A 20,250-nucleotide genomic window follows, 5' to 3' on the forward strand; every position below is an offset into this window, starting at 1 on the left:
ATGACCGCGCAATGTGCCCGTGGCTGTCAGGCGTGAAATTTGAGTCCGTCGACGACCTTGTCGACCAGCTTGCGCTCCGCGCGAAACGCCAATCCCACCAGATTGAGATCGGCGCGCGCCACCGCCTTCACGGCATCACGGTTGGCCTCGTCATGCGTGGTCTTGAACATGTCCTCGGTGTAGAGCGCCGGCTTCACGCTGCGCGACAGCGCGCGATCCAGAGCACGCGCCAACGCTGCACGATCCGGCGCGCCGTAGATCAGGATCGGCTGCCCGATCAACGCGTGATACAGGGTTGCCGAGCCGTCCTCATAAGGCGCGCCGATGCATTCGGGAAATGCAGCGGCGATGCCGCTGGAAAGAAACGCCGCGACGTTCAGCTTCTGCCAGGCTTCGAGATCGTTGCGAATGATCAGCGCGATCTTGGTGTCGAATTGCATGCCATTTCCAGAGTTCGATGTCATCGAACGCTCAGAATAGCCGAGCCGCTCTCGAGGTGAAGCATCGAAATGAAAGCGCGGACGAGAGACATCAGGCTCAGATCAGCCCTTGGCGTCGCACACCCAGGCGCGGATGACACATTCCTTGCCGCCATATTTGTAGCATTCCCGGGTCGCCTCGTTGAGCGTGGTCGAGATCGTCGGCCGAACAGCATAGCCGTGGGCGCCGCAGGGATTGGTGAGATCGACCGCGAACGCGGCGCAGGCCTTCTTCATCGTCACCGCGGTGCAGTCGCCCTTGCACTGCTTGAGCGCCGCAGCCTTGGCGAGATGCTCCGCCGGATAGTCGAACGCCTGGCCATAGGCGGCGCACCGGCCAATGGCGAACGCGCCGGCTGCATGCGCCGGGCTGATGGCGCCGTAGCTCGCGATGCGCGCAACGCCGACGAGAACGGTCAATCCAAATGCAAACAGCGCGACACGGCGCGCAGCAGTCGAAGCGATCACTTTTTCCTCCCCCGAGGCCCAATGCCGGCAAATCTAGCCGGGGGTCGTTGAAACTTGGTGAATGGGAGGTTGAGGGCGGGCGAGGTCCGTTGCCCGCATGAGCGCAGCGATATGCGGGGGCGCGGCATCCGTGGAGAGAGACTGTCCCCGCATGTCGCATACGCTCATGCGGGCTACGCTGGCTCAGCCGCGCCGGGCGGCTTCCAGCGCCTGCGGCGTGTCGATGTCGAGGAAGGCGCTGTTGCCGTCGACCGGCACCTCGGCGACGGCCTCGGTATGCTTGGCGATCAGGTGCCGCGCGCCGACGTCACCGTCCAGCGTCATCAGCTCGGCGAAGAAGCGGCGTGACCACAGCACCGGGTTGCCGCGGCGTCCCTCGGACACGGGCACGACGATCAAATTGCCGCGATCGGGCGCGAACGCGCCGATCAGACGGTCGAGCAGATCCGAGGACACCATCGGCATGTCGCCCAGGCACACGACCGCGCCATCGACGCCCTCAGGCACCGCGGCGATGCCGGCCTTCACCGAGCTGGCAAGCCCACCGGCGAAGTCGGGATTGCGGACGAAGCGAACGTTCAAGTCGGACAGCGCCTGCTCGACCAGCTCGGCCTGATGACCGGTGACGACGATGACCTCACCGGCCTTGGAGGCCAGCGCCTGCTCGGTCACGATGCGCACCAGCTTCTTGCCGTCGAGCTCGGCCAGCAGCTTGTTCGGCCCTCCCATGCGGGTCGAGCGTCCCGCAGCCAGCACGACCGCGGCGACCTTGCGTTCGCCCTCGGCCTCCGGCTTGGCGCGCGGCTGCGGCCGTGTCACGATCTCCATGAGGAGTCCGCCCACGCCCATGGCCGTGAGCTCGGCGCGGGTGACCTTGATGCCGGCGAGCAGCCGCATCAGCACCCAGTCGAAACCGTTCTCCGCCGGCGAGCGGGCGCAACCGGGGGCGCCGAGCACCGGCACACCGGCAGCGCTACCGATCAAGAGCAGATTGCCGGGATCCACCGGCATGCCGAAATGCTCGATCGCACCGCCGATGCCGGTGATCGCGGCGGGAATGACGTCGCGGCGGTCGGCGATCGCGGACGCGCCGAACACGATGACGAGCTCGGCGCCCAGCGCCAACAGCTCCTTGATCGCAGCGGCCAGCGCGGCCTGCTCGTGCGGCACGCGGCGCTCCGCGATGATGGTGGCGCCGGCCGGCGCGAGCCGCTCTGCGGTGACGCGCAGCGTCTTGTCGATGACCTTGGGTGCGAGCCCAGGCAGAAGCGTCGAGACGACGCCGACGCGCTTGATCACATAGGAGGCGATGCTGAGCGCGCCCCTGCCCGCCGCAGCGACGGCGGCATCGCGCAGACGGCCTTCGACGCCGAACGGGATCAGCTTGACGGTGCCGACCATCTCGCCTTCGACCACCGGCTTGAAGGCCGCCAAGGTCGCAAAGGTGATGGCCTCGTCGACTCCGTTGATGCGCTCGACGGCGGCGCGGTCGATCATCAGCACGCCGGGCTGCGCCGCGAACAGATTGGCGCGACCGGTGAAGGCGCGATCGACGTGAATGCCTTTGCCTGCGACGACCTTGGCGACGTCGGCCGCCGCCTCGTCCTCCGAGACATCGCCCGCCTCGAGCCGGACGACCACGATCTCCTTGACGCCCTCTCGGGCCAGCGCCTCGACCTCGGCGGGACCGATCAGCGTGCCCTTCTTCAGCACCAACGATCCCTTGCGCAGGGTGTGCACGGTCACCCCGCCGATCGCTTCAGTCGGACTGGCAGGACCGAACTTCATGCCGCCTGCTCTTTCTCCTTGGCCGGCAGCCGCAACGTGGCGGTGATCTCGGCCATGATCGAGACCGCGATCTCCGACGGCGACACCGCGCCGATGGCGAGCCCGATCGGCGCATGGATGCGGGCGATGTCGGCGTCGCTGGCGCCTTGGGCGCGCAGGCGGTCGCCGCGCTTGGCATGCGTCTTCCGTGAGCCGAGCGCGCCGATATAGAAGCAGTCGCGCGAGAACGCGTGCAGCAGCGCCGGATCGTCGATCTTCGGATCATGCGTCAGCGCGACAAAGGCCGTGTAGTGATCGACGTTGAGCGGCGGCAGGGCCACGTCGGGCCATTCGGCGATCAGCGGCACGTCGGGGAAGCGCTCGGGGCTGGCGAAGGCCGTGCGCGGATCGACGACGGTGACGTCATAGCCGAGCGACTTGGCGATCGGTGCCAGCGCCTGGCTGATATGGACGGCGCCGATGATCACGAGCTTGGCCGTCGGCGCGTAGACGTTGAGGAACAACCGCTTGCCGCCCACCTCGACCATGCCGCTCTTGCCCATCCGCAGTTGCGTTGCGAGCTCGTTGCGCAAGGGATCGGCGGCGATGTCGGCGGCCTTGACCAGACGCTGCTCGCCGGAGGCGACGTCGGTGACGAGAATGGCCGCGCGGCGCGCGGCGCGTTCGGCATTGAGTTCGGCCAGCGTGGCGAGCTGCATGATCAGCCCACCTTCTCGACGAAGACGCGGATGGTACCGCCGCACGACAAGCCGACATTCCAGGCGGTCTCGTCGGCAACGCCGAACTCCAGCATCTTGGGCTGGCCGCTGGTGATCACGTCGAGCGCCTCGGTAACGACAGCGCCCTCCACGCAGCCGCCGGACACGGACCCTAAGAACGTGCCCTCGTCGTTGATCACGAGGTTGGACCCGACCGGGCGCGGCGCCGAGCCCCAGGTCTCGACCACGGTGGCGAGCGCCACGCCGTGACCGGATTTGTGCCAATCCTCGGCGGCCTTGAGGATGTCTTCGTCGCGGTTGAGCATGACTATCTCCTTCTCAGGCGGCGGGCCGGATCGCGCTGCGCTGATGCGGCGGCAGCGGCGACGACAGCGCCGAGATCAGCGTCCCGATCGAGGTCAAGTTATGTACCGGGCGGAATTCGTCAACGTGGGGCAGCATGGTTTTGATGCCCTGCGCCTTCGCCTCGAAGCCGGAATAGCGCAGCAGCGGATTGAGCCAGATCAGCCGCCGGCAGGAGCGGTGCAACCGGTCCATCTCGAAGGCGAGCTTGCTGTCGGCCTCGCGCTCCAGCCCGTCGGAGATCAAGAGCACGATCGCGCCCTGCCCGAGCACGCGGCGCGCCCACTGCTTGTTGAAGGTCTGCAACGAGGTGGCGATCCTTGTGCCGCCGGCCCAGTCCTCGACATTCGCCGAGCAGCTCGCCAGCGCCTCGTCGGGATCGCGCTGGCGCAGCGCGCGCGTCACGTTGGTCAGCCGCGTGCCGAACAGGAATACCGAGACGCGCTTGCGCGCATCGGTGATGGCGTGCAGGAAATGCAGGAACAGGCGGGTGTACTCGCTCATCGAGCCGGAGATGTCGAGCAGCGCCACGATCGGCGCCGGCTTCTCGATCCGCCCCAGGCGATGGAAGTTGATGATCTCGCCTTCGGTGCGCAGCGCCTGACGCAGCGTCTTGCGCATGTCGATTCGACGGCCGCGCGGGTCCGCGGTGTGGCGGCGCGTTTTCAGCTCGGCCTGCGGCAGCCGCATCTTGGCGATGGCGCGTGCGACCTCGGCGATCTCCGCCGCGCTCATCTGCGCAAAGTCCTTCTTCTGCAGCACCTCGCGGTCGGACACCGCGAGCCGCAGGTCCTGCTCCTGCGCCTTCGGCTCCTCATGGGTCTGCGGCTGCGACATCGCCTCCTGGACCCGGCGCGAGGCCGGCGGCGGCTTCTTCTTGGCGTGGTCCGGCAGCGGCACCGAATCGAGCATGGACTTCCACTCCTCGGCGGGGCGGAAGAACAGGTCGAAGGCCTGAGAAAAGATCAGGGCATGCTCATGGCGCTTGACGAAGATCGATTCGAGCGTGGTGAAGACGTCCGCGCGCTTGCCGATGTCGATGACCTCGAGCGCGGTCATGGCATCGATGACAGCACCCGGACCGACCGGAAGGCCGGCGGCGCGTAGCGCCCGCGCGAAGCCCGCGATGTTGTCGGCGATGCCGCCGGTCGGCGGCGCGAGGTGATTGATGGGCGTGGGCATCGGTCTATCCCCTCGTCATTCCGGGACGTGCCTCAAACTGAGTTCATCATTCCGGGGCAACCCAAAGGGCTGAGCCCGGAATCCATACTCACGGTCGTGGTTATGGATTCCGGGCCTGCGTGCTGCGCACGCATCCCGGAATGACGACCTTCGCTGTGACGCGACCGCGGCTCAAGTCTCGCTGGTCGCGTCCTTGATCGCCTTCTGCAACGCATCACCCTGCATGCGGGCGATGTCGTCCTGATACTTCAACAGCGCGCCCAGCGTGTCGCCGACGACCTCGGCATTCAGCGAACGCGCATCGAGCTCGGTCAACGCCGTGGCCCAGTCCAAGGTCTCGGCGACCCCTGGCGACTTGTAGAAGTCCTGGTCGCGCAGCGCCTGCACGAAGCGCACGATCTGCTGCGACAGCCGCTGCGAGATGCCGGGCAGCCGGGTCTTGACGATGGCGAGCTCGCGCTCGGCGGAGGGATAATCGACCCAGTGATACAGGCAGCGCCGCTTCAGCGCGTCATGGATCTCGCGAGTCCTGTTCGAGGTGATGATGACGATCGGCGGATGCGGCGCCTTGACGGTCCCGAACTCCGGGATCGTGACCTGGAAGTCGGAGAGTATCTCCAGCAGATAGGCTTCGAACGCCTCGTCCGCGCGGTCGAGCTCGTCAATGAGAAGAACCGGCGCGCCTGCGACATCCGGCTCCAGCGCCTGCAGCAGCGGGCGCTTGATCAGATAGCGGTCGGCGAAGATGTCCGACGTCAATTGATCGCGGTCGACCTCGCCGCCCGCTTCCGCCAGCCGGATCGCGATCATCTGCGCCGCTGAATTCCATTCGTAGACGGCGGAGGCGACGTCGAGACCCTCGTAGCACTGCAGCCGGATCAGCTTGCGGCCGAGCGCGGCCGACAAGACCTTGGCGATCTCGGTCTTGCCGACGCCGGCCTCGCCCTCGAGGAACAGCGGCCGGCCCATCCGCAGCGACAGATAGGTCACCGTCGCCAGCGATCGCTCGGCCAGATAGCCGCGCGAGGACAACAATTCGAGCATCGCGTCGACCGATGCTGGCAGGGCCGGAGCACTCATGGGCGAGACCGCTTCCTTCCTCACGCGTCCGTCACGAAGCCGGAGCCTCCGGTTCGGCGGCTCCCTCCGATGCGGTTGAGGCCTTGGCGCCGGCATTGGCCGCATCCACCGCGCGGCGCGCCAGCACACCGATCAGATGGGCGCGATATTCGGCGCTGCCGTGAATGTCGCTGTTGAGGCCTTCGGCCGAGACCGGAATTCCCTCCAGCGCCTTCGGCGAGAAACGCTTCTGCAGCGCTTCCTCGAAAGCAGTGACGCGAAACACGCCATTGCCGCCGGCGCCGGTCACGGCGACGCGCACGTCCGAGGGACGACGGGCGACGAACACGCCGACCAGCGCATAGCGCGAGGCCTGGTTGCGGAACTTCACGTAAGCGGCCTTCTTCGCCAGCGGAAAGCTCACCTTGGTGATGATCTCGTCCGGCTCCAGCGCGGTCGTGAACAGCCCGAGAAAGAACTCCTCGGCCTTAAGCTTGCGCTTGTTGGTGACGATGGTGGCGCCGAGCGCGAGGCATGCTGCCGGATAGTCCGCGGTCGGATCGTTGTTGGCAATCGAACCGCCGATGGTGCCGCGATGGCGCACCGCGGGATCGCCGATCAGGCTCGCCAGATGTGCGAGCGCCGGAATGGCTTCGCCGACCGTTGCGGAGTTGGCGACGTCGGCATGACGCGCCATCGCGCCGATCACCAGGTTGCGGCCTTTCACCTCGATCGTATCGAGCCCCTCGACATGGGAGAGATCCACCAGATGCGGCGGGCTCGCGAGCCGCTGCTTCATGACCGGCACCAGCGTGTGGCCGCCGGCGACCAGCTTGGCGTCTTCGTTCTTGGTGAGGAGATTGGCGGCCTGGCGCACGGTCGCCGGCCGATGATATTTGAATTCGTACATGGGGAAATGTCCTGTGCGCAGCGGGCCGACTGGGGCGAGGTCAGACGTTTAGGCGAGGTCCGATTTGGCCATCGCCTTGGCGCCGGCGGCGATCGATTGCACGATGTTCTGATAGCCGGTGCAGCGGCAGAGATTGCCTTCCAGCTCCTCGCGAATGGTCTCTTCGCTGAGCTCATGTCCCTTGCGATGGACGAGATCGACCGCGGTCATGATCATGCCGGGCGTGCAGAAGCCGCATTGCAGGCCATGGTGTTCGCGAAACGCTTCCTGCATCGGATGCAGCGGCGCGCCGTCGGCGGCGAGCCCCTCGATCGTCCTGACCTCATGACCATCGGCCATCACGGCCAATGTCGTGCAGGACTTGACCGCCTTGCCATCGAGATGGACGATGCAGGCGCCGCATTGCGACGTGTCGCAGCCGACATGGGTGCCGGTGAGGCGCAGATTCTCGCGCAGGAACTGCACCAGCAGCGTCCGCGGGTCGACGTTCGCCGTGACGGGATTACCGTTCACAATCATGGAAATCTTGGCCATTCAGGACTCTCTATTATCCGCGCGACAGCGTTGCACTGCAGCGCAGCCCAGCAAAATCAGTCGAAAACCATCATATGGGCGCTCCCGGCGGCGGGCAACCTCGCCCCCGGCCGCGCATGGGTCGGTTGCGGTCAGCCTTGAACGGCCTTGGCGAAGTTGGCGAAGAATTCGTCGGCGAGTTTCTTTGCGGTGCCGTTGATCAGCCGCTGGCCGAGCTGCGCCAGCTTGCCGCCGATCTGTGCCTCGACATTGTAGGTCAACAGCGTGCCGCCGTCCTTGTCCGCCAGCGCAACGATCGCACCGCCCTTGGCGAATCCTGCGACGCCGCCCTCACCTTCGCCGGAGATCTTGTAGCCGTTCGGCGGATCGAGATCACTCAAGGTGACCTTGCCCTTGAAGCGCGCGGAGACCGGTCCGACCTTCATCTTGGCGACGGCACGGAAGCCACCGTCCTCGGTCTTTTCCAGTTCCTCGCAGCCGGGAATGCAGGCCTTGAGCACCTCCGGATCGTTCAGCTTGGCCCAGACCTGCTCTCGCGGAGCGGCCAGCTGGACCTCGCCCGTCATCGTCATTGCCATGTGCATCTCCCCCGATTGGCGCGGTTAGAGGCATTCAAGTAAAGCACCGAACGTCCAAAAGGAAGGGCGAGCAGCGACCGGAAGCGTTGCAGAAAAGCCGGAGCACCGCAGCATTCCGGATCTCGCCGCCGTTGAGTTTTGATTGGCAGACGGCGGTGGGGGTGGTTAGTTCGCCATCGAATCTGCACGATTCCTCCGGCGGCGCGGCCGCCTGCGACAAGGATTCCGCCCATGCCGATGATCGATGCCGACGGCTGTCTGTTGAATGTCACCGTCGAGGGCCGCGACGGCGGACCGACCCTGATGCTCTCGAACTCGCTCGGCTCGACGCTGCAGATGTGGGAGCCGCAGATGCGCGCCTTCACGCAGGTGTTCCGCGTGATCCGCTATGACCGGCGCGGTCATGGCAAGTCGCAAGTGCCGTCCGGGCCCTACTCGATCGAGCGATTCGGCCGCGATGCGCTGGCGATTCTCGATGACCTCAACATCGAGAAGATGCACTGGTGCGGCGTGTCGATGGGCGGCATGGTCGGGCAGTGGCTCGCGGCCCACGCTCCTGAACGTGTAGGCAAGCTCGTGCTCGCCAACACCACCTGCTACTACCCCGATCCGGCAATCTGGGACGCCCGCATCAAGGCGGTCGAGGACAGCGGACTCGCTGGAATCGCCGACACGGTCATCGCCGGCTGGCTGACTCAGGAGTTTCGTGATCACAATCCCGACGTTGCCGACCGGATGAAGGCAATGCTCGTGGCCACCCCGGTCGAGGGCTATCTCGCTTGCTGCAAAGCACTGCGGGCGCTGGACCTGCGCGAGGACCTGCCGGCCATCAAAAGCCCAACCCTCGTCGTGGCCGGCCGCTACGACAAGTCGACGCCAATCGCGATGGCGGAAGCGATCCGCAGCCGGATCCCCGGCGCCAGCATGACCATCGTCGATGCCGCGCACATCTCGAATGTCGAAGCGGCGGGCCAGTTCAACGATGCCGTGCTGGGCTTTCTGACCCAGCGCTGACGCACCGCGATGGATCAGGGCGTTACGCCTGCTGCGGCGCCGGCGTCGCCGTGGGCCCCATCTTCGGCGGAGCGGATGCGGAGGACGGCGAGGCTTGCGTCGACGGCTTCTCCACCAGCATGACGATGGCCGTGCCGAGCAGCATCAGGAGTTCCGTGGCATGCAGACGCAGTGCCTGGGGCTCCCCGAATTTGGCGGCCATGATCATGCTGAAGAAGGCGAGCATGCTGCCGAAAGCGAGCCCGATCGACAGCGCCTCGACATAGCCGGCCACCTTTCGCACCCGCGGAACCAGGATCAGGACCAGAAACATCGCGAAGAAGCCTGCGACCGTCAGTCGCGCCAGCGCAAGCAGCCAGGCGGCGCGGACCGTCTCGATGCCCGACAACTGCAGGTAGTCGCTGATGAACAAGGCCACCGCAATATTGGGCCGCGCGAACAGCCCCTGGATCGGCGACACCATGATCTGAAACGCGATGATGGTCCAGGCGGGCACGAAGTAGAGCGCCAGCAGCACACCGTTGACGCAACTGAGCCGCCAATTCCTGATCACGCAATCCTTGATCATGTCACGCCCACCTTTCCATCCCACAAACCGCCCGTCCGGCCGACTTCCAGACGAGCTAACGCGCGGCAAACGCGCCCGGCAATTTAAACCATTCGTTTACCTTAACAGGGTGGCGACGGGCGCGAGAGCCATCAACGGTCACCGTCCAAGAGACCCTGCCGGTGACCTCGCCGATCAGGCCTCGACTTCCCGCGTGACAACGGCCTTCCCGGCCATCAACGCCTCCTCGAACATCTGCATCGCATCCGACATTGCGCGCCCGCTTCGTCTTCAGCACCGCGATGCGGCTGCTCCGCTGAATGATCGCCGTAACCGACGCCTGCATCGGGGTCACGATCGATGCGCCGGCAGTCCGATCGCGTCGATGGCCGCTGCACCGCAATTATGTGCGCCGCGCCATCATTGCTTTTGACTAGCGTCAAAGTAGCTAGACAATGTAATACTATCTTAAGATGAGTGCTGCTGCGTTTCGCACAGCTCGATCGTGATGCGGCAAGCAGCCGCCGAGCGGGAGTACTGCATGAGACTGGCTCGGATCTTCATCGGCATCCTCCTGCTGGCCGGCGGCCTCTACATCCTGGTCGGCGAGCATTTCGCCGGAACTTCAGGCGACGCGACCGTCAATGCCCGGCTTTACGTCGTGCGCGCGCCGATCGAAGGCCGCGTGACGCTGGGGGTGAGCCATATCGGCGTCAGGGTCAACGCCGGGGAACTCATGGCCGAGATCGTCGACGACCGGTTCGACACCACGCGCCTGCTCAATCTCGAGCGCGACCGTGACGAGCAGAAGATCGCGCTCAAGCGGGTTCCGGCGCAGCGTTCGGCGCTCGAGCAAGCGCGGGCCGCCTTCGCGGCCCAGTCGGCCAACTACAAGACCGGCCGCGTCCGCCAGATCGCGGCACGCATCGCCGAGGCCAAGGCGGCGGAGGATGCCGCGGCCGCCCGGCTGAAGCTCGCGGATCTCACCTTCACGCGGGCCAACGAGCTGAAGGAACGCGGGGTCCAGACGGTCGCCGGCCTCGACCAGGCCAGCGCCTCGCTCGATATCGCCAAGCAGGATTTGGAAAGCGCGAAACAGCGCACCAACTATGTCGAGACCGAGCTCGGCTCCGCGCAATCGGGGGTCTTCATCGGCGACTCCTACAACGACGTGCCGTTCTCGATGCAGCGCATTCACGAGCTCGACCTGCGCCTCGCCGAACTTGCCGTGGACGAGCAGCAGATCCAATCCCGCCTGGTCCAATACGAGCAGCAGATCAACGCCGAACGCGTCCGGATCAACCGACTGACCTCGGCGACGCTGAGGGCCCGCGTCCCGGGCATGGCCTGGGATTTCCTCGTCGACGACGGCGAATATGCCCGTCGCGGTCAGGATCTCGCCAAGCTGGTGGACTGCAACAGTCTCGTGGTGACCGCGAGCGTTCCCGAAAGTCTCTACGCCAGCCTGTCGATCGGCGCCCCGGTGCAGTTCCGTCTGTTCGGAGACGACCGGATATTCGATGGGACGGTGACACGTCTCGGCGGCTCGGGCGCCTCGCAACTCTACGCCAATCTCGCCGTCGGCCCGACGCCGCAGCACTTGCAGCGCTTCGACGTCACCGTTGCGGTGCCAGATCTCGCCAAGCAGCCGGATCTGTCCTGCGCCATCGGGCGCACCGGCCGGGTGATCTTCACCAGCGGACCGATCGCGGCATTGCGCGGCTTCGTCGCCCGGTACGGCTACTGATGCCGACGCTGTCACCATTCCTGTCCGCGTTCGCAGTCGTTGCGATCATCGTAGGGCTGCGCGTCCTGGTGTTGCCCCTCCTGGACCCGAAGATATGGTACTGGCGGACCCTGCTCCTCAGCGGCTCGATCCTGCTGGCCTGGCGCTATGTCGCCTGGCGCTTCACCGAGACCCTTGCTCCGCCCGGCCTCACGCCGGATGGGATCCTCAGCTGGGGCTTCGCCATTCTCGAAGCGCTCACCGTTGTTTCGTCGTCCTTCGCCTTCCTGATCCTGACCAGGACCAAGGAGCGGACGACGGAGGCTGATCGCCATGCTGGCTGGTGGCTTCCGAGGCCGCCGCCTCGGGTCGACATCTTCATCACCACCTACAACGAGCAGCTCGAGGTCCTGGAGCGAACCATTGTCGGCGCCAAGGCGATCACCTATGCGGCATTGCGCGTCTTCGTCCTCGACGACGGCAGCCGGGCCTGGCTCCGGGATTACTGCACCGAGCACGGCATCGGCTATGTCGCCCGTACCGACAAGTCGCACGCCAAGGCCGGCAACATCAACAATGCCTTGCGGCTGCGCGCGGCGGATGCGGACCGGCCGGATTTCGTCGCCGTTCTCGACGCCGACTTCGTGCCTCATCTCGACTTCGTCGAGCGGACGCTCGCGTTGTTCCACGATCCGGCTGTCGGCCTCGTACAGACGCCCCAGCACTTCTTCAACCCGGACCCGATCCAGCACAATCTCGGCATCGGCGCGTCCTATCCCGACGAGCAGCGCCACTTCTTCGACAACGTCGAGCCGGCGCGCGACGCCTGGGGCATCGCAATGTGCTGCGGCACCTCCTCGATATTCCGCGTCTACGCCGTAGAGATGATCGGCGGCGTGCCGACCGAGAGCGTCACCGAGGATTTCCTGCTCACGCTGCGCCTGTCCGCGCACGGCTACCAGACCGTCTACCTGAACGAGGCGTTGTCGGAGGGATTGGCGCCGGAAGGCCTTGCGGAATACGTCACGCAGCGCGGCCGCTGGTGCCTCGGCCTCATGCAGATCGTGCGCAACGTCTACAATCCATTCGGCTCCCATGGTCTCGACTTCTTCCACCGGCTCAGCGTGCTCGACTCGCTGCTTTACTGGACGTCGACCTATCCGTTCCGCCTCGCCGCGCTGATCTGTCCACTGCTTTACTGGTGGGGCGGGGTGACCGTGGTGAACGCCTCGATCGCCGACATCATCCGGTATTACGGCCCCTATTATCTCTCGATCATGTACACGCTGAACTGGCTGTCCAAGGGACTGTTCATTCCGATCGTCAACGATGTCTCGCAGATCGTCGCCGCCTGGCCCGTGCTCCGCGCCGCCGCTCTCGGCCTGCTCTCCCCCGGTCCGCACAAATTCTCGGTGACCGCCAAGGGCGGCGATCGCGCCAAGATCATCGTCCAATGGCCGCTGATGCGGCCCTTCCTGATCCTGATGGCGCTGACGATCGGTGGCATGATCGTGTCGCTGACGTCCGATTTTGTCTTCAATACCACGGGGACCGCGGGAGACGGCGTCATCGTCGTGATGTTCTGGACGATCTACAACGTTCTGGTGCTGTCGGTGGCGATCGCCGTGTGCATCGACCGTCCACGCTACAACCGGCCGCAACGCCAGATCGTCGAGCCGATAACCCTGACGGTCGACGGCGAGCCGCAACGCGGCTGGATCGTCAATCTCGGCCCCGGCGGCGCACGCGTCAGCGGTCCGGTCGGCCTTGCGACCGGCGCCATCGGCACGCTCACTTTGCCCCTGATCGGCGATATCCCGACCAAGGTCGCGGCTCCGACGAACGACGGCTACCGGCTCATATTTACGGTGACACCGCAGCAGCGCGCCCAGATCATCGAGCGGCTGCACACCGCGAGCGGAGTGCCCGGCGCCGACAGCGGCGATCTCGGCCGCATGCTGAAAGAACTCGCGCGAGCCGTGGCCGATTGAGGAGAAGACGATGACGAGGCGACGGTGGAGCTTACAGACAGCGGTGTTCCTCGGCGGCACGACACTGATCGTCGTGACGGCGCTGGCCGTTGCCATCCTCTATTCGGCGTCGCTGCAGCGGCGCGGCGAGGAGCTCGCGATCGAGCAGCTGAGGACGCGCGGTGAGCTCAGCGCAAACCTGCTGGCGCGACAGATGTACGGCACGTGGATCGACGTGTCGCGGCTCGCCGCGATCATCGACCCCGCCGACGTCGCCGAGGCGCGCCGACAGATCCAGTTCGTGAGCCAGTTCCAGCCGCGCTATGCCTGGCTCGGCATCGCCGACCCCGGCGGCAAGGTCATCGCGAGCAAGGACCGGATGCTGGAAGGACAAAGCGTCGCCGACCTGCGCTGGTTCCGGCATGGACTCGGGGTGCCGACGGCGGTCGATGATCGCGAACCAGAGACCCTGGGCCGGATGTTGCAGGCCGCTTCGGGACCGGACCGCTTGATCGCCATGTCGGCTCCGCTGATGCACGACGGCGCCCCCGCCGGTGTCATCGGGGCCCAAATCGATTGGAAATGGGTGATCGAATCCGTCGCGGCGCTGGCGTCGCGCGACATCGATCTGGTGTTGCTGTCGCGCGAGAGCATCGTGCTGTTCGGCCCGCCGGATCTCGTCGGCAAGCAACTGACGATCGGCTCGGCGCAGGCCGCAAGCCGCGGGGCCCCGGTCGCGCTCATCGAGCGATGGCCCGACGGCAAGGACTATTTCACCGTCACGTTCCCCACCGTGAAGTACGCCGATCTGCCGAGCTTCGGCTGGTCCCTTCTGATCCGGCAGGACGCCGTTGCCGCGATGCTGCCGACCCGCCAGCTTGTGCGCTCGTTTTGGTTCAACGTTGCCGGTGGCGTGTTCTCGATCCTGGTGCTGCTCAATTTCGCCGCGAAATGGGTGGCGACGCCGATGCGCCGTCTTGCCCAGGCCGCCGAGACCATGGTGAAAGATCCGTTTTCCGGCATGGTGGCTCGGGAAACCCGGTACGATGAGGCGACGCGGCTGCGCGACGCCTTGGTCAGGCTCCAGTCGAAGCTGATGGCAAAAGTGCCTGGTTCGACGGAAGACAGCGGTAGCGGCATATGAGCGGCGCCAGCGACAAGATCAGCTCGATGCGCTCGACGTCCAAGGTCGCGGCCCTCGTCGCTCGCGCCTCCTTCGCCATCATTGGCCTCAGCGGCTAGCCCGAGCGGCGGCGAGAGAATCCGAGCTGAAAGCGAATCCTCCAGTGTCCACGCCAACGAGCGGTCCTGCAGACGCGGGTCCTGGTATTGCTGGCCGGGACGCGGGCTGCCCCTCCGTGTCCCTCATCTTGCCGGTTCGGTCTCCCGGCCGGACTTTGGTGCCCCTGGTTCTCGTCCGCCAGCCTGCTCATGGGGTTCTCGCTTCGCTACCGCGCGCAACCAGTGCGAGAGCACCTCCTTCGGCGGTAGGTGCTGCGTTCCGCGGTGGTCATTTGATGGCGATGGCCGGACCCGAGAAAGGCACGGGAACCGCGCCGTCAAAGGAGGCGGGATAAGCCCGCAATTGTGGCACTGCACGCTGTTGCGGCACCCGGTTCCTAGCTGTTAGTACTGGCCCACGCGTCGCCTTGGGCGCGGGTGCGATCTCCAGGCATACCAGCACCTGCTCTGCAAGGCCCCCGCCGCGTTGCGAACCGATATCGGCAGTCTCACTCACGGCAGTTCATGGATTATTTCGCGCAACAGCTCATCAATGGCCTCGTCCTTGGCTCGATCTACGGCCTGATCGCCATCGGCTACACCATGGTCTATGGCATCGTCGGCATGATCAATTTCGCCCATGGCGACATCTTCATGATCGGCGGCTTCATCGCGCTGATCTCGTTCCTGGTCCTGGTGTCGCTGGGCCTGACTGCGGTTCCGGTAATTCTGCTGATCGTGCTGCTGGTCTCGATGGCCATCACGGCGCTCTATGGCTGGACCGTCGAACGCATCGCCTACCGCCCGCTGCGGCACTCGTTCCGCCTGGCGCCGATGCTGTCCGCCATCGGCATGTCGTTCGTGCTCACCAACTATTCGCAGGTGTCGCAGGGCGCGCGCGTCAAGCCGGTGCCGCCGATCATCACCGGCGGCTATACCCTGCACGAGGGTGCGGGCGGCTTCGTCGTCCAGCTCTCCAACATCCAGATCGTGGTGGTCATCACCACCATCGTTCTGCTCGCGCTGTTCACCTGGCTGGTATCCCGCACCCGGCTCGGGCGCGACATGCGCGCCTGCGAGCAGGACCAGACCATGGCGGCACTGCTCGGCGTCGACGTCGACCGCACCATCTCGATGACCTTCGTGATCGGCGCGGCGCTCGCTGCCGTCGCCGGCATGATGTACCTGCTGTATTACGGTCTGGTCGATTTCTTCATGGGCTTCGTCGCCGGCATCAAGGCGTTCACGGCGGCGGTACTCGGCGGCATCGGCTCGCTGCCGGGCGCGATGCTCGGCGGCCTCGCGATCGGACTGATCGAGACGTTCTGGTCGGCCTATTTTTCCGTGGAGTACAAGGACGTCGCGGCATTCTCGATCCTCATCGTGGTGCTGATTTTCCTGCCGACCGGCCTGCTCGGCCGGCCCGAAGTCGAAAAAGTCTGAAGATGGAGTCCGCGTGAGCGCGTCCCTTCCCGCCTCGTCGAAAGGCTCCGAACCGGTCGGAGCCGCCTTCATCCTCAAGAAGGCCTTTCTCAGTGCGCTGGTCGCTCTCGGTCTGTTCTCCCTGATGGTCGGCGTCCGCACCGAAGCGGGCCAGAGCGGCCAGCTCGTATACTGGACCCGCTTTGGCGACCTCGCCAGCCTGGTTGTGGCGGTGTTCGTCGGCTCGATCGCGGTCGAGCTGCTGCGGCTGTGGCTCGGACCGCGCGGCGGCCTCGGCAGCTTCGTGCCGCCGTCCGTGCAGAGCGGCATGTCGGTAGCCGGCCGCTATCTCGCGCCGGCGCTGCTGATCTTCACCTTCCTGGTGCCGGTGATCTTCTACAATCAGCGCTATATTCTCGACCTCGGCATCCTGGTCCTCACCTACGTCATGCTGGGTTGGGGCCTCAACGTCGTGGTCGGTCTCGCCGGCCTGCTCGACCTCGGCTACGTCGCGTTCTACGCGGTCGGCGCCTATTCCTACGGCCTGCTCTCGACCACCTTCGGCCTGTCGTTCTGGATCTGCCTGCCGCTCGCCGGTATTCTCGCCGCATTCTGGGGCGTGCTGCTTGGCTTTCCGGTGCTGCGGCTACGCGGTGACTACCTCGCCATCGTCACCCTGGCCTTTGGCGAGATCATCCGCCTCGTCCTCATCAACTGGCAGGACGTGACCGGCGGTCCCAACGGCGTCTCCGGGATTCCGCGACCGACGTTGTTCGGCATTCCGCTCACACCGGGCGAAGGCGGCCTTGCATCGATGCTCGGCATCCCGTTCTCGCCGACGCATCGCATCGTGTTTCTGTTCTATCTGATCCTGGCGCTGGCACTCTTGACCAACTGGGTCACCATCCGGCTGCGCCGGCTGCCGATCGGCCGGGCCTGGGAAGCGCTGCGCGAGGACGAGGTCGCCTGCCGCGCGCTCGGCATCAACATCACCACCACCAAGCTGACCGCATTTGCGACCGGCGCGATGTTCGGCGGTTTCGCCGGCGCCTTCTTCGCCACGCGCCAGGGCTTCATCAGCCCGGAATCCTTCACCTTCCAGGAATCGGCGCTGGTACTCGCCATCGTCGTGCTCGGCGGCATGGGGTCGCAGCTCGGCGTGGCGCTGGCGGCGCTCGCCATGATCGGCGGCTTCGAGCTGTTCAGAAGCCTCGAGGGCTACCGCATGCTGGTGTTCGGTCTCGCCATGGTGCTCGTGATGATCTGGCGGCCGCGCGGCATTGTCGGCCATCGCGCGCCAACCGTATTCCTGGAAAAATCCAAGAGCATCTCTTCGGACCTCGTCAAGGAAGGCCACGGATGAGCTCCGCTCCCATTCTCGCACTTGAAAACCTCACCATGCGCTTCGGCGGCATCGTCGCCGTCAATGCGCTGTCGTTCACCGCGCAACGCACGCAGATCACGGCCCTGATCGGCCCCAACGGCGCCGGCAAGACCACCGTGTTCAACTGCATCACCGGCTTCTACAAGCCGACCTCCGGCGTCATCCGCCTGACCCATGATGACGGCGCGCAGTTCGAGATGCAGAAGCTGAAGGACTTCAACATCTCCAAGCAGGCCAAGGTGGCGCGGACGTTCCAGAACATCCGGCTGTTTCCGGGCATGACGGCGCTCGAGAACCTGATGGTCGCGCAGCACAACGCGCTGATGCGCGCGTCCGGCATGACGGTGCTCGGGCTGCTCGGCGTGCCCTCGTGGCGCGCGGCCGAGCGGAACGCGATCGATGCGGCCGTGTTCTGGCTGAAGCGCGTCGGGCTGATCGACCGCGCCGACGACGCGGCCGGCAATCTCGCCTATGGCGACCAGCGCCGGCTGGAGATCGCGCGCGCGATGTGCACCTCGCCGGCCCTGCTCTGCCTCGACGAACCGGCCGCCGGCCTCAACGCGCGCGAGAGTGCGGCCCTCAGCGAGCTGCTGCTGTCGATCCGAGCCGATCACGCCACGTCGATCCTGCTGATCGAGCACGACATGAGCGTCGTGATGGAAATCTCCGACCGGATCGTCGTGATGGACTACGGCGTCAAGATCGCGGAAGGCACGCCGCGCGAGATCAGGGATGATCCCAAGGTCATCGCGGCCTATCTCGGCACCGACGAGGAAGAGGCCGCAGCCGTGATGGAGGCCGAGGCGTGAGCGCGTCCCTCCTCGCAATCCGCAGCCTGCGTGCCTCCTACGGCAAGATCGAAGCGCTCAAGGGCGTCGATCTCGACATCAAGCCCGGCGAGATCGTCGCGCTGATCGGCGCCAACGGCGCCGGCAAGTCGACCCTGATGATGTCGATCTTCGGGCGGCCGCGCGCGAGCTCCGGCAACATCGTCTACGACGGCAACGACATCACACAGGTGCCGACGCATCAGATCGCGCAGCTGCGCATCGCGCAGTCGCCGGAGGGACGCCGCATCTTTCCGCGCATGAGCGTCGCGGAAAACCTGCAGATGGGCGCCGACGCCGGCGAGACGACCGACGCGGAGCGGGCCAGCATGCTGGAGCGGGTATTCGCGCTGTTCCCGCGCCTGAAGGAGCGCATCGACCAGCGCGGCGGCACGCTGTCCGGCGGCGAGCAGCAGATGCTGGCGATCGGGCGCGCGCTGATGAGCCGGCCGCGGCTGCTGCTGCTGGACGAGCCCTCGCTCGGCTTGGCGCCGCTGATCGCTCGCCAGATTTTCGACGCCATTCGGACACTCAACCGCCAAGACGGTCTGACCGTGCTGATCGTTGAGCAGAACGCCAATCACGCGCTGAAGCTCGCCCATCGCGGCTACGTGCTGGTCAACGGCCTGATTACGCTGTCGGGCACCGGCACCGAGCTGCTGCAGCGGCCGGAGATCCGCGCTGCCTATCTGGAGGGCGGCCGCCACTGAGGCGGAGCCCTCAAAATCCGGCCGAAATGACATTAGTCCTTCGTAGGTGTCGTCGAAAATTGCCGGTGACTTCGCCGTAAAATCAGCCACAATGCGCGCGGTCTGCGGCCCGCCGTTCGGGCCGTTCCGTGTCGACCTACCCCCCGCGAGGATTTCTCATGAAACCACTCAAACTCATCGGCTTGGCTCTGGGCGCATCGCTGGCGCTCTCGACCGCTGCTTTCGCCGAAGACATCAACATCGCCGTGGCCGGCCCCATGACCGGCAGTGAATCGGCCTTCGGCCGCCAAATGCAGAACGGCGCCGAGATGGCGGTAGCCGACCTCAATGCTGCCGGCGGCGTGCTCGGCAAAAAGCTCGCACTGCAGGTGGGTGACGATGCCTGCGATCCGAAGCAGGCGCGTTCGGTTGCCGAAAAGCTCGCCGGCTCCGGCATTCCGTTCGTCGCCGGCCATTTCTGCTCGTCGTCGTCGATCCCGGCCTCCGAGGCCTATGCCGACAGCAACGTCCTGCAGATCACGCCCGCGTCGACCAACCCGCTGTTCACCGAGCGCAAGCTGTGGAACGTGGCGCGCGTCTGCGGCCGCGACGACCAGCAGGGTCTCGTCGCCGCCAACTACATCGCGAAGAACTTCAAGGGCAAGAACATCGCGATCCTCAACGACAAGACCACCTACGGCAAGGGTCTCGCCGACGAGACCAAGAAGGCGCTCAACAAGGCCGGCGTCACCGAGAAGATGTTCGAGTCCTACAACAAGGGCGACAAGGACTTCAACGCGATCGTCTCCCGCCTGAAGCGTGACAACATCGATCTCGTCTATGTCGGCGGCTATCATCAGGAAGCCGGCCTCATCCTGCGCCAGATGCGCGACCAGGGTCTCAAGACCATCCTGATGGCGGGCGACGCGATGAACGATAAGGAGTTCGCCTCGATCACCGGCCCGGCCGCGGAAGGCACGCTGTTCACCTTCGGCCCCGAGCCGCGCAACAAGCCGACCGCGAAGGCGATCGTGGACAAGTTCAAGGCCAAGAACATCGATCCCGAGGGCTACACGCTCTACACCTACGCCGCGATCCAGGTCTGGTCGCAGGCGGTGAAGAAGGCCAACACCACTGACGCCAAGAAGGTGATGGACACCATCAAGGCCGGCGAGTGGGACACCGTTCTCGGCAAGCTCGGCTTCGACGCCAAGGGCGACATCAAGCAGATCGACTACGTCGTCTACAAGTGGGACGCCAAGGGCGGCTACGCCGAGCTCGGCGGCAAGGGCTCCTGATAGAACTCCTGATCCGCTTCGATCATCATCAGCAAAATGCAAACGCCCCGGTCCTGGACCGGGGCGTTCTGCTGAGAGCTTGGTTCGTCGTTG

The 20,250-nt window shown here is 65.5% G+C and carries 20 protein-coding genes; 9 read left to right on the top strand and 11 right to left on the bottom strand.

The genetic code is table 11. From position 1 onward, the window contains the following. Positions 1 to 26: 26 nt before the first annotated feature. The 10 genes from QX039_RS25130 to QX039_RS25175 form a co-directional block, all read right to left on the bottom strand. Positions 27 to 440 carry a DUF2000 family protein gene (locus QX039_RS25130; protein WP_315737426.1) on the bottom strand — a complete coding sequence of 138 codons (414 nt, stop codon included), beginning with the start codon at positions 438 to 440 and terminating at the stop codon, positions 27 to 29. 102 nt (positions 441 to 542) lie between these two features. Beyond that, complete coding sequence (locus QX039_RS25135; RefSeq protein WP_315737425.1) at positions 543 to 947, bottom strand: DUF4189 domain-containing protein; 405 nt, start codon at positions 945 to 947, stop codon at positions 543 to 545. Positions 948 to 1,130: 183 nt separating this feature from the next. Beyond that, a complete protein-coding gene (locus QX039_RS25140; protein WP_315737424.1) occupies positions 1,131 to 2,735 on the bottom strand; it encodes a molybdopterin-binding/glycosyltransferase family 2 protein in 1,605 nt (534 codons plus the stop codon). Further along, positions 2,732 to 3,433 (bottom strand): XdhC family protein, encoded by a 702-nt coding sequence (locus QX039_RS25145; protein ID WP_315737423.1) that lies wholly within the window; start codon positions 3,431 to 3,433, stop codon positions 2,732 to 2,734. Before QX039_RS25145 ends, QX039_RS25140 begins: the two co-directional genes overlap by 4 nt. A gap of 2 nt (positions 3,434 to 3,435) precedes the next feature. Beyond that, complete coding sequence (locus QX039_RS25150) at positions 3,436 to 3,759, bottom strand: XdhC family protein (protein ID WP_315737422.1); 324 nt, start codon at positions 3,757 to 3,759, stop codon at positions 3,436 to 3,438. Between the two features lie 13 nt (positions 3,760 to 3,772). After that, positions 3,773 to 4,978, bottom strand: coding sequence for a VWA domain-containing protein (locus QX039_RS25155; RefSeq protein ID WP_315737421.1), 1,206 nt, complete (start codon positions 4,976 to 4,978; stop codon positions 3,773 to 3,775). Between the two features lie 171 nt (positions 4,979 to 5,149). Beyond that, positions 5,150 to 6,058: a MoxR family ATPase gene (locus QX039_RS25160; protein ID WP_315737420.1), complete on the bottom strand. Its 909-nt coding sequence runs from the start codon at positions 6,056 to 6,058 to the stop codon at positions 5,150 to 5,152. Positions 6,059 to 6,089: 31 nt separating this feature from the next. Then, positions 6,090 to 6,947 carry a xanthine dehydrogenase family protein subunit M gene (locus tag QX039_RS25165; RefSeq protein ID WP_315737419.1) on the bottom strand — a complete coding sequence of 286 codons (858 nt, stop codon included), beginning with the start codon at positions 6,945 to 6,947 and terminating at the stop codon, positions 6,090 to 6,092. A 48-nt stretch (positions 6,948 to 6,995) separates the two neighbouring features. Continuing rightward, complete coding sequence (locus QX039_RS25170; protein WP_315737418.1) at positions 6,996 to 7,481, bottom strand: (2Fe-2S)-binding protein; 486 nt, start codon at positions 7,479 to 7,481, stop codon at positions 6,996 to 6,998. A gap of 131 nt (positions 7,482 to 7,612) precedes the next feature. Further along, positions 7,613 to 8,059 carry a carbon monoxide dehydrogenase subunit G gene (locus tag QX039_RS25175; RefSeq protein ID WP_315737417.1) on the bottom strand — a complete coding sequence of 149 codons (447 nt, stop codon included), beginning with the start codon at positions 8,057 to 8,059 and terminating at the stop codon, positions 7,613 to 7,615. Positions 8,060 to 8,290: 231 nt separating this feature from the next. On the opposite strand from QX039_RS25175, the gene pcaD reads away from it, so the two are divergent. Then, on the top strand, positions 8,291 to 9,073 hold the full coding sequence (pcaD, locus tag QX039_RS25180; protein WP_315737416.1) for a 3-oxoadipate enol-lactonase: 783 nt from the start codon (positions 8,291 to 8,293) through the stop codon (positions 9,071 to 9,073). Positions 9,074 to 9,095: 22 nt separating this feature from the next. Here pcaD and QX039_RS25185 read toward each other — a convergent pair whose 3' ends face one another. After that, positions 9,096 to 9,641, bottom strand: coding sequence for a hypothetical protein (locus QX039_RS25185; RefSeq protein ID WP_315737415.1), 546 nt, complete (start codon positions 9,639 to 9,641; stop codon positions 9,096 to 9,098). A gap of 520 nt (positions 9,642 to 10,161) precedes the next feature. On the opposite strand from QX039_RS25185, the gene QX039_RS25190 reads away from it, so the two are divergent. The 8 genes from QX039_RS25190 to QX039_RS25225 all read left to right on the top strand — a co-directional run bounded on the left by QX039_RS25190 (position 10,162) and on the right by QX039_RS25225 (position 20,157). Continuing rightward, positions 10,162 to 11,367: an HlyD family secretion protein gene (locus QX039_RS25190; protein WP_315737414.1), complete on the top strand. Its 1,206-nt coding sequence runs from the start codon at positions 10,162 to 10,164 to the stop codon at positions 11,365 to 11,367. Continuing rightward, positions 11,367 to 13,337: a glycosyltransferase gene (locus QX039_RS25195; RefSeq protein WP_315737413.1), complete on the top strand. Its 1,971-nt coding sequence runs from the start codon at positions 11,367 to 11,369 to the stop codon at positions 13,335 to 13,337. Before QX039_RS25190 ends, QX039_RS25195 begins: the two co-directional genes overlap by 1 nt. A 43-nt stretch (positions 13,338 to 13,380) precedes the next feature. After that, the gene (locus QX039_RS25200; RefSeq protein WP_315737412.1) at positions 13,381 to 14,460 is read left to right on the top strand and encodes a hypothetical protein; all 1,080 of its coding nucleotides are present in this window, start codon (positions 13,381 to 13,383) and stop codon (positions 14,458 to 14,460) included. Positions 14,461 to 15,062: 602 nt separating this feature from the next. Then, positions 15,063 to 15,980 carry an ABC transporter permease subunit gene (locus QX039_RS25205; protein WP_315737411.1) on the top strand — a complete coding sequence of 306 codons (918 nt, stop codon included), beginning with the start codon at positions 15,063 to 15,065 and terminating at the stop codon, positions 15,978 to 15,980. A gap of 13 nt (positions 15,981 to 15,993) precedes the next feature. Then, a complete protein-coding gene (gene livM, locus QX039_RS25210; RefSeq protein ID WP_315737410.1) occupies positions 15,994 to 17,322 on the top strand; it encodes a high-affinity branched-chain amino acid ABC transporter permease LivM in 1,329 nt (442 codons plus the stop codon). Next, the gene (locus QX039_RS25215; RefSeq protein WP_315737409.1) at positions 17,319 to 18,152 is read left to right on the top strand and encodes an ABC transporter ATP-binding protein; all 834 of its coding nucleotides are present in this window, start codon (positions 17,319 to 17,321) and stop codon (positions 18,150 to 18,152) included. The genes livM and QX039_RS25215 overlap by 4 nt, the downstream gene beginning before the upstream one ends. After that, positions 18,149 to 18,880, top strand: coding sequence for an ABC transporter ATP-binding protein (locus QX039_RS25220; protein WP_315737408.1), 732 nt, complete (start codon positions 18,149 to 18,151; stop codon positions 18,878 to 18,880). Before QX039_RS25215 ends, QX039_RS25220 begins: the two co-directional genes overlap by 4 nt. Positions 18,881 to 19,038: 158 nt before the next feature. Further along, positions 19,039 to 20,157 carry a branched-chain amino acid ABC transporter substrate-binding protein gene (locus QX039_RS25225; RefSeq protein ID WP_315737407.1) on the top strand — a complete coding sequence of 373 codons (1,119 nt, stop codon included), beginning with the start codon at positions 19,039 to 19,041 and terminating at the stop codon, positions 20,155 to 20,157. Positions 20,158 to 20,250 lie beyond the last annotated feature (93 nt).

Source organism: Bradyrhizobium sp. SZCCHNR1043 (assembly GCF_032489675.1).
In the GTDB taxonomy this organism is placed as follows: domain Bacteria; phylum Pseudomonadota; class Alphaproteobacteria; order Rhizobiales; family Xanthobacteraceae; genus Bradyrhizobium.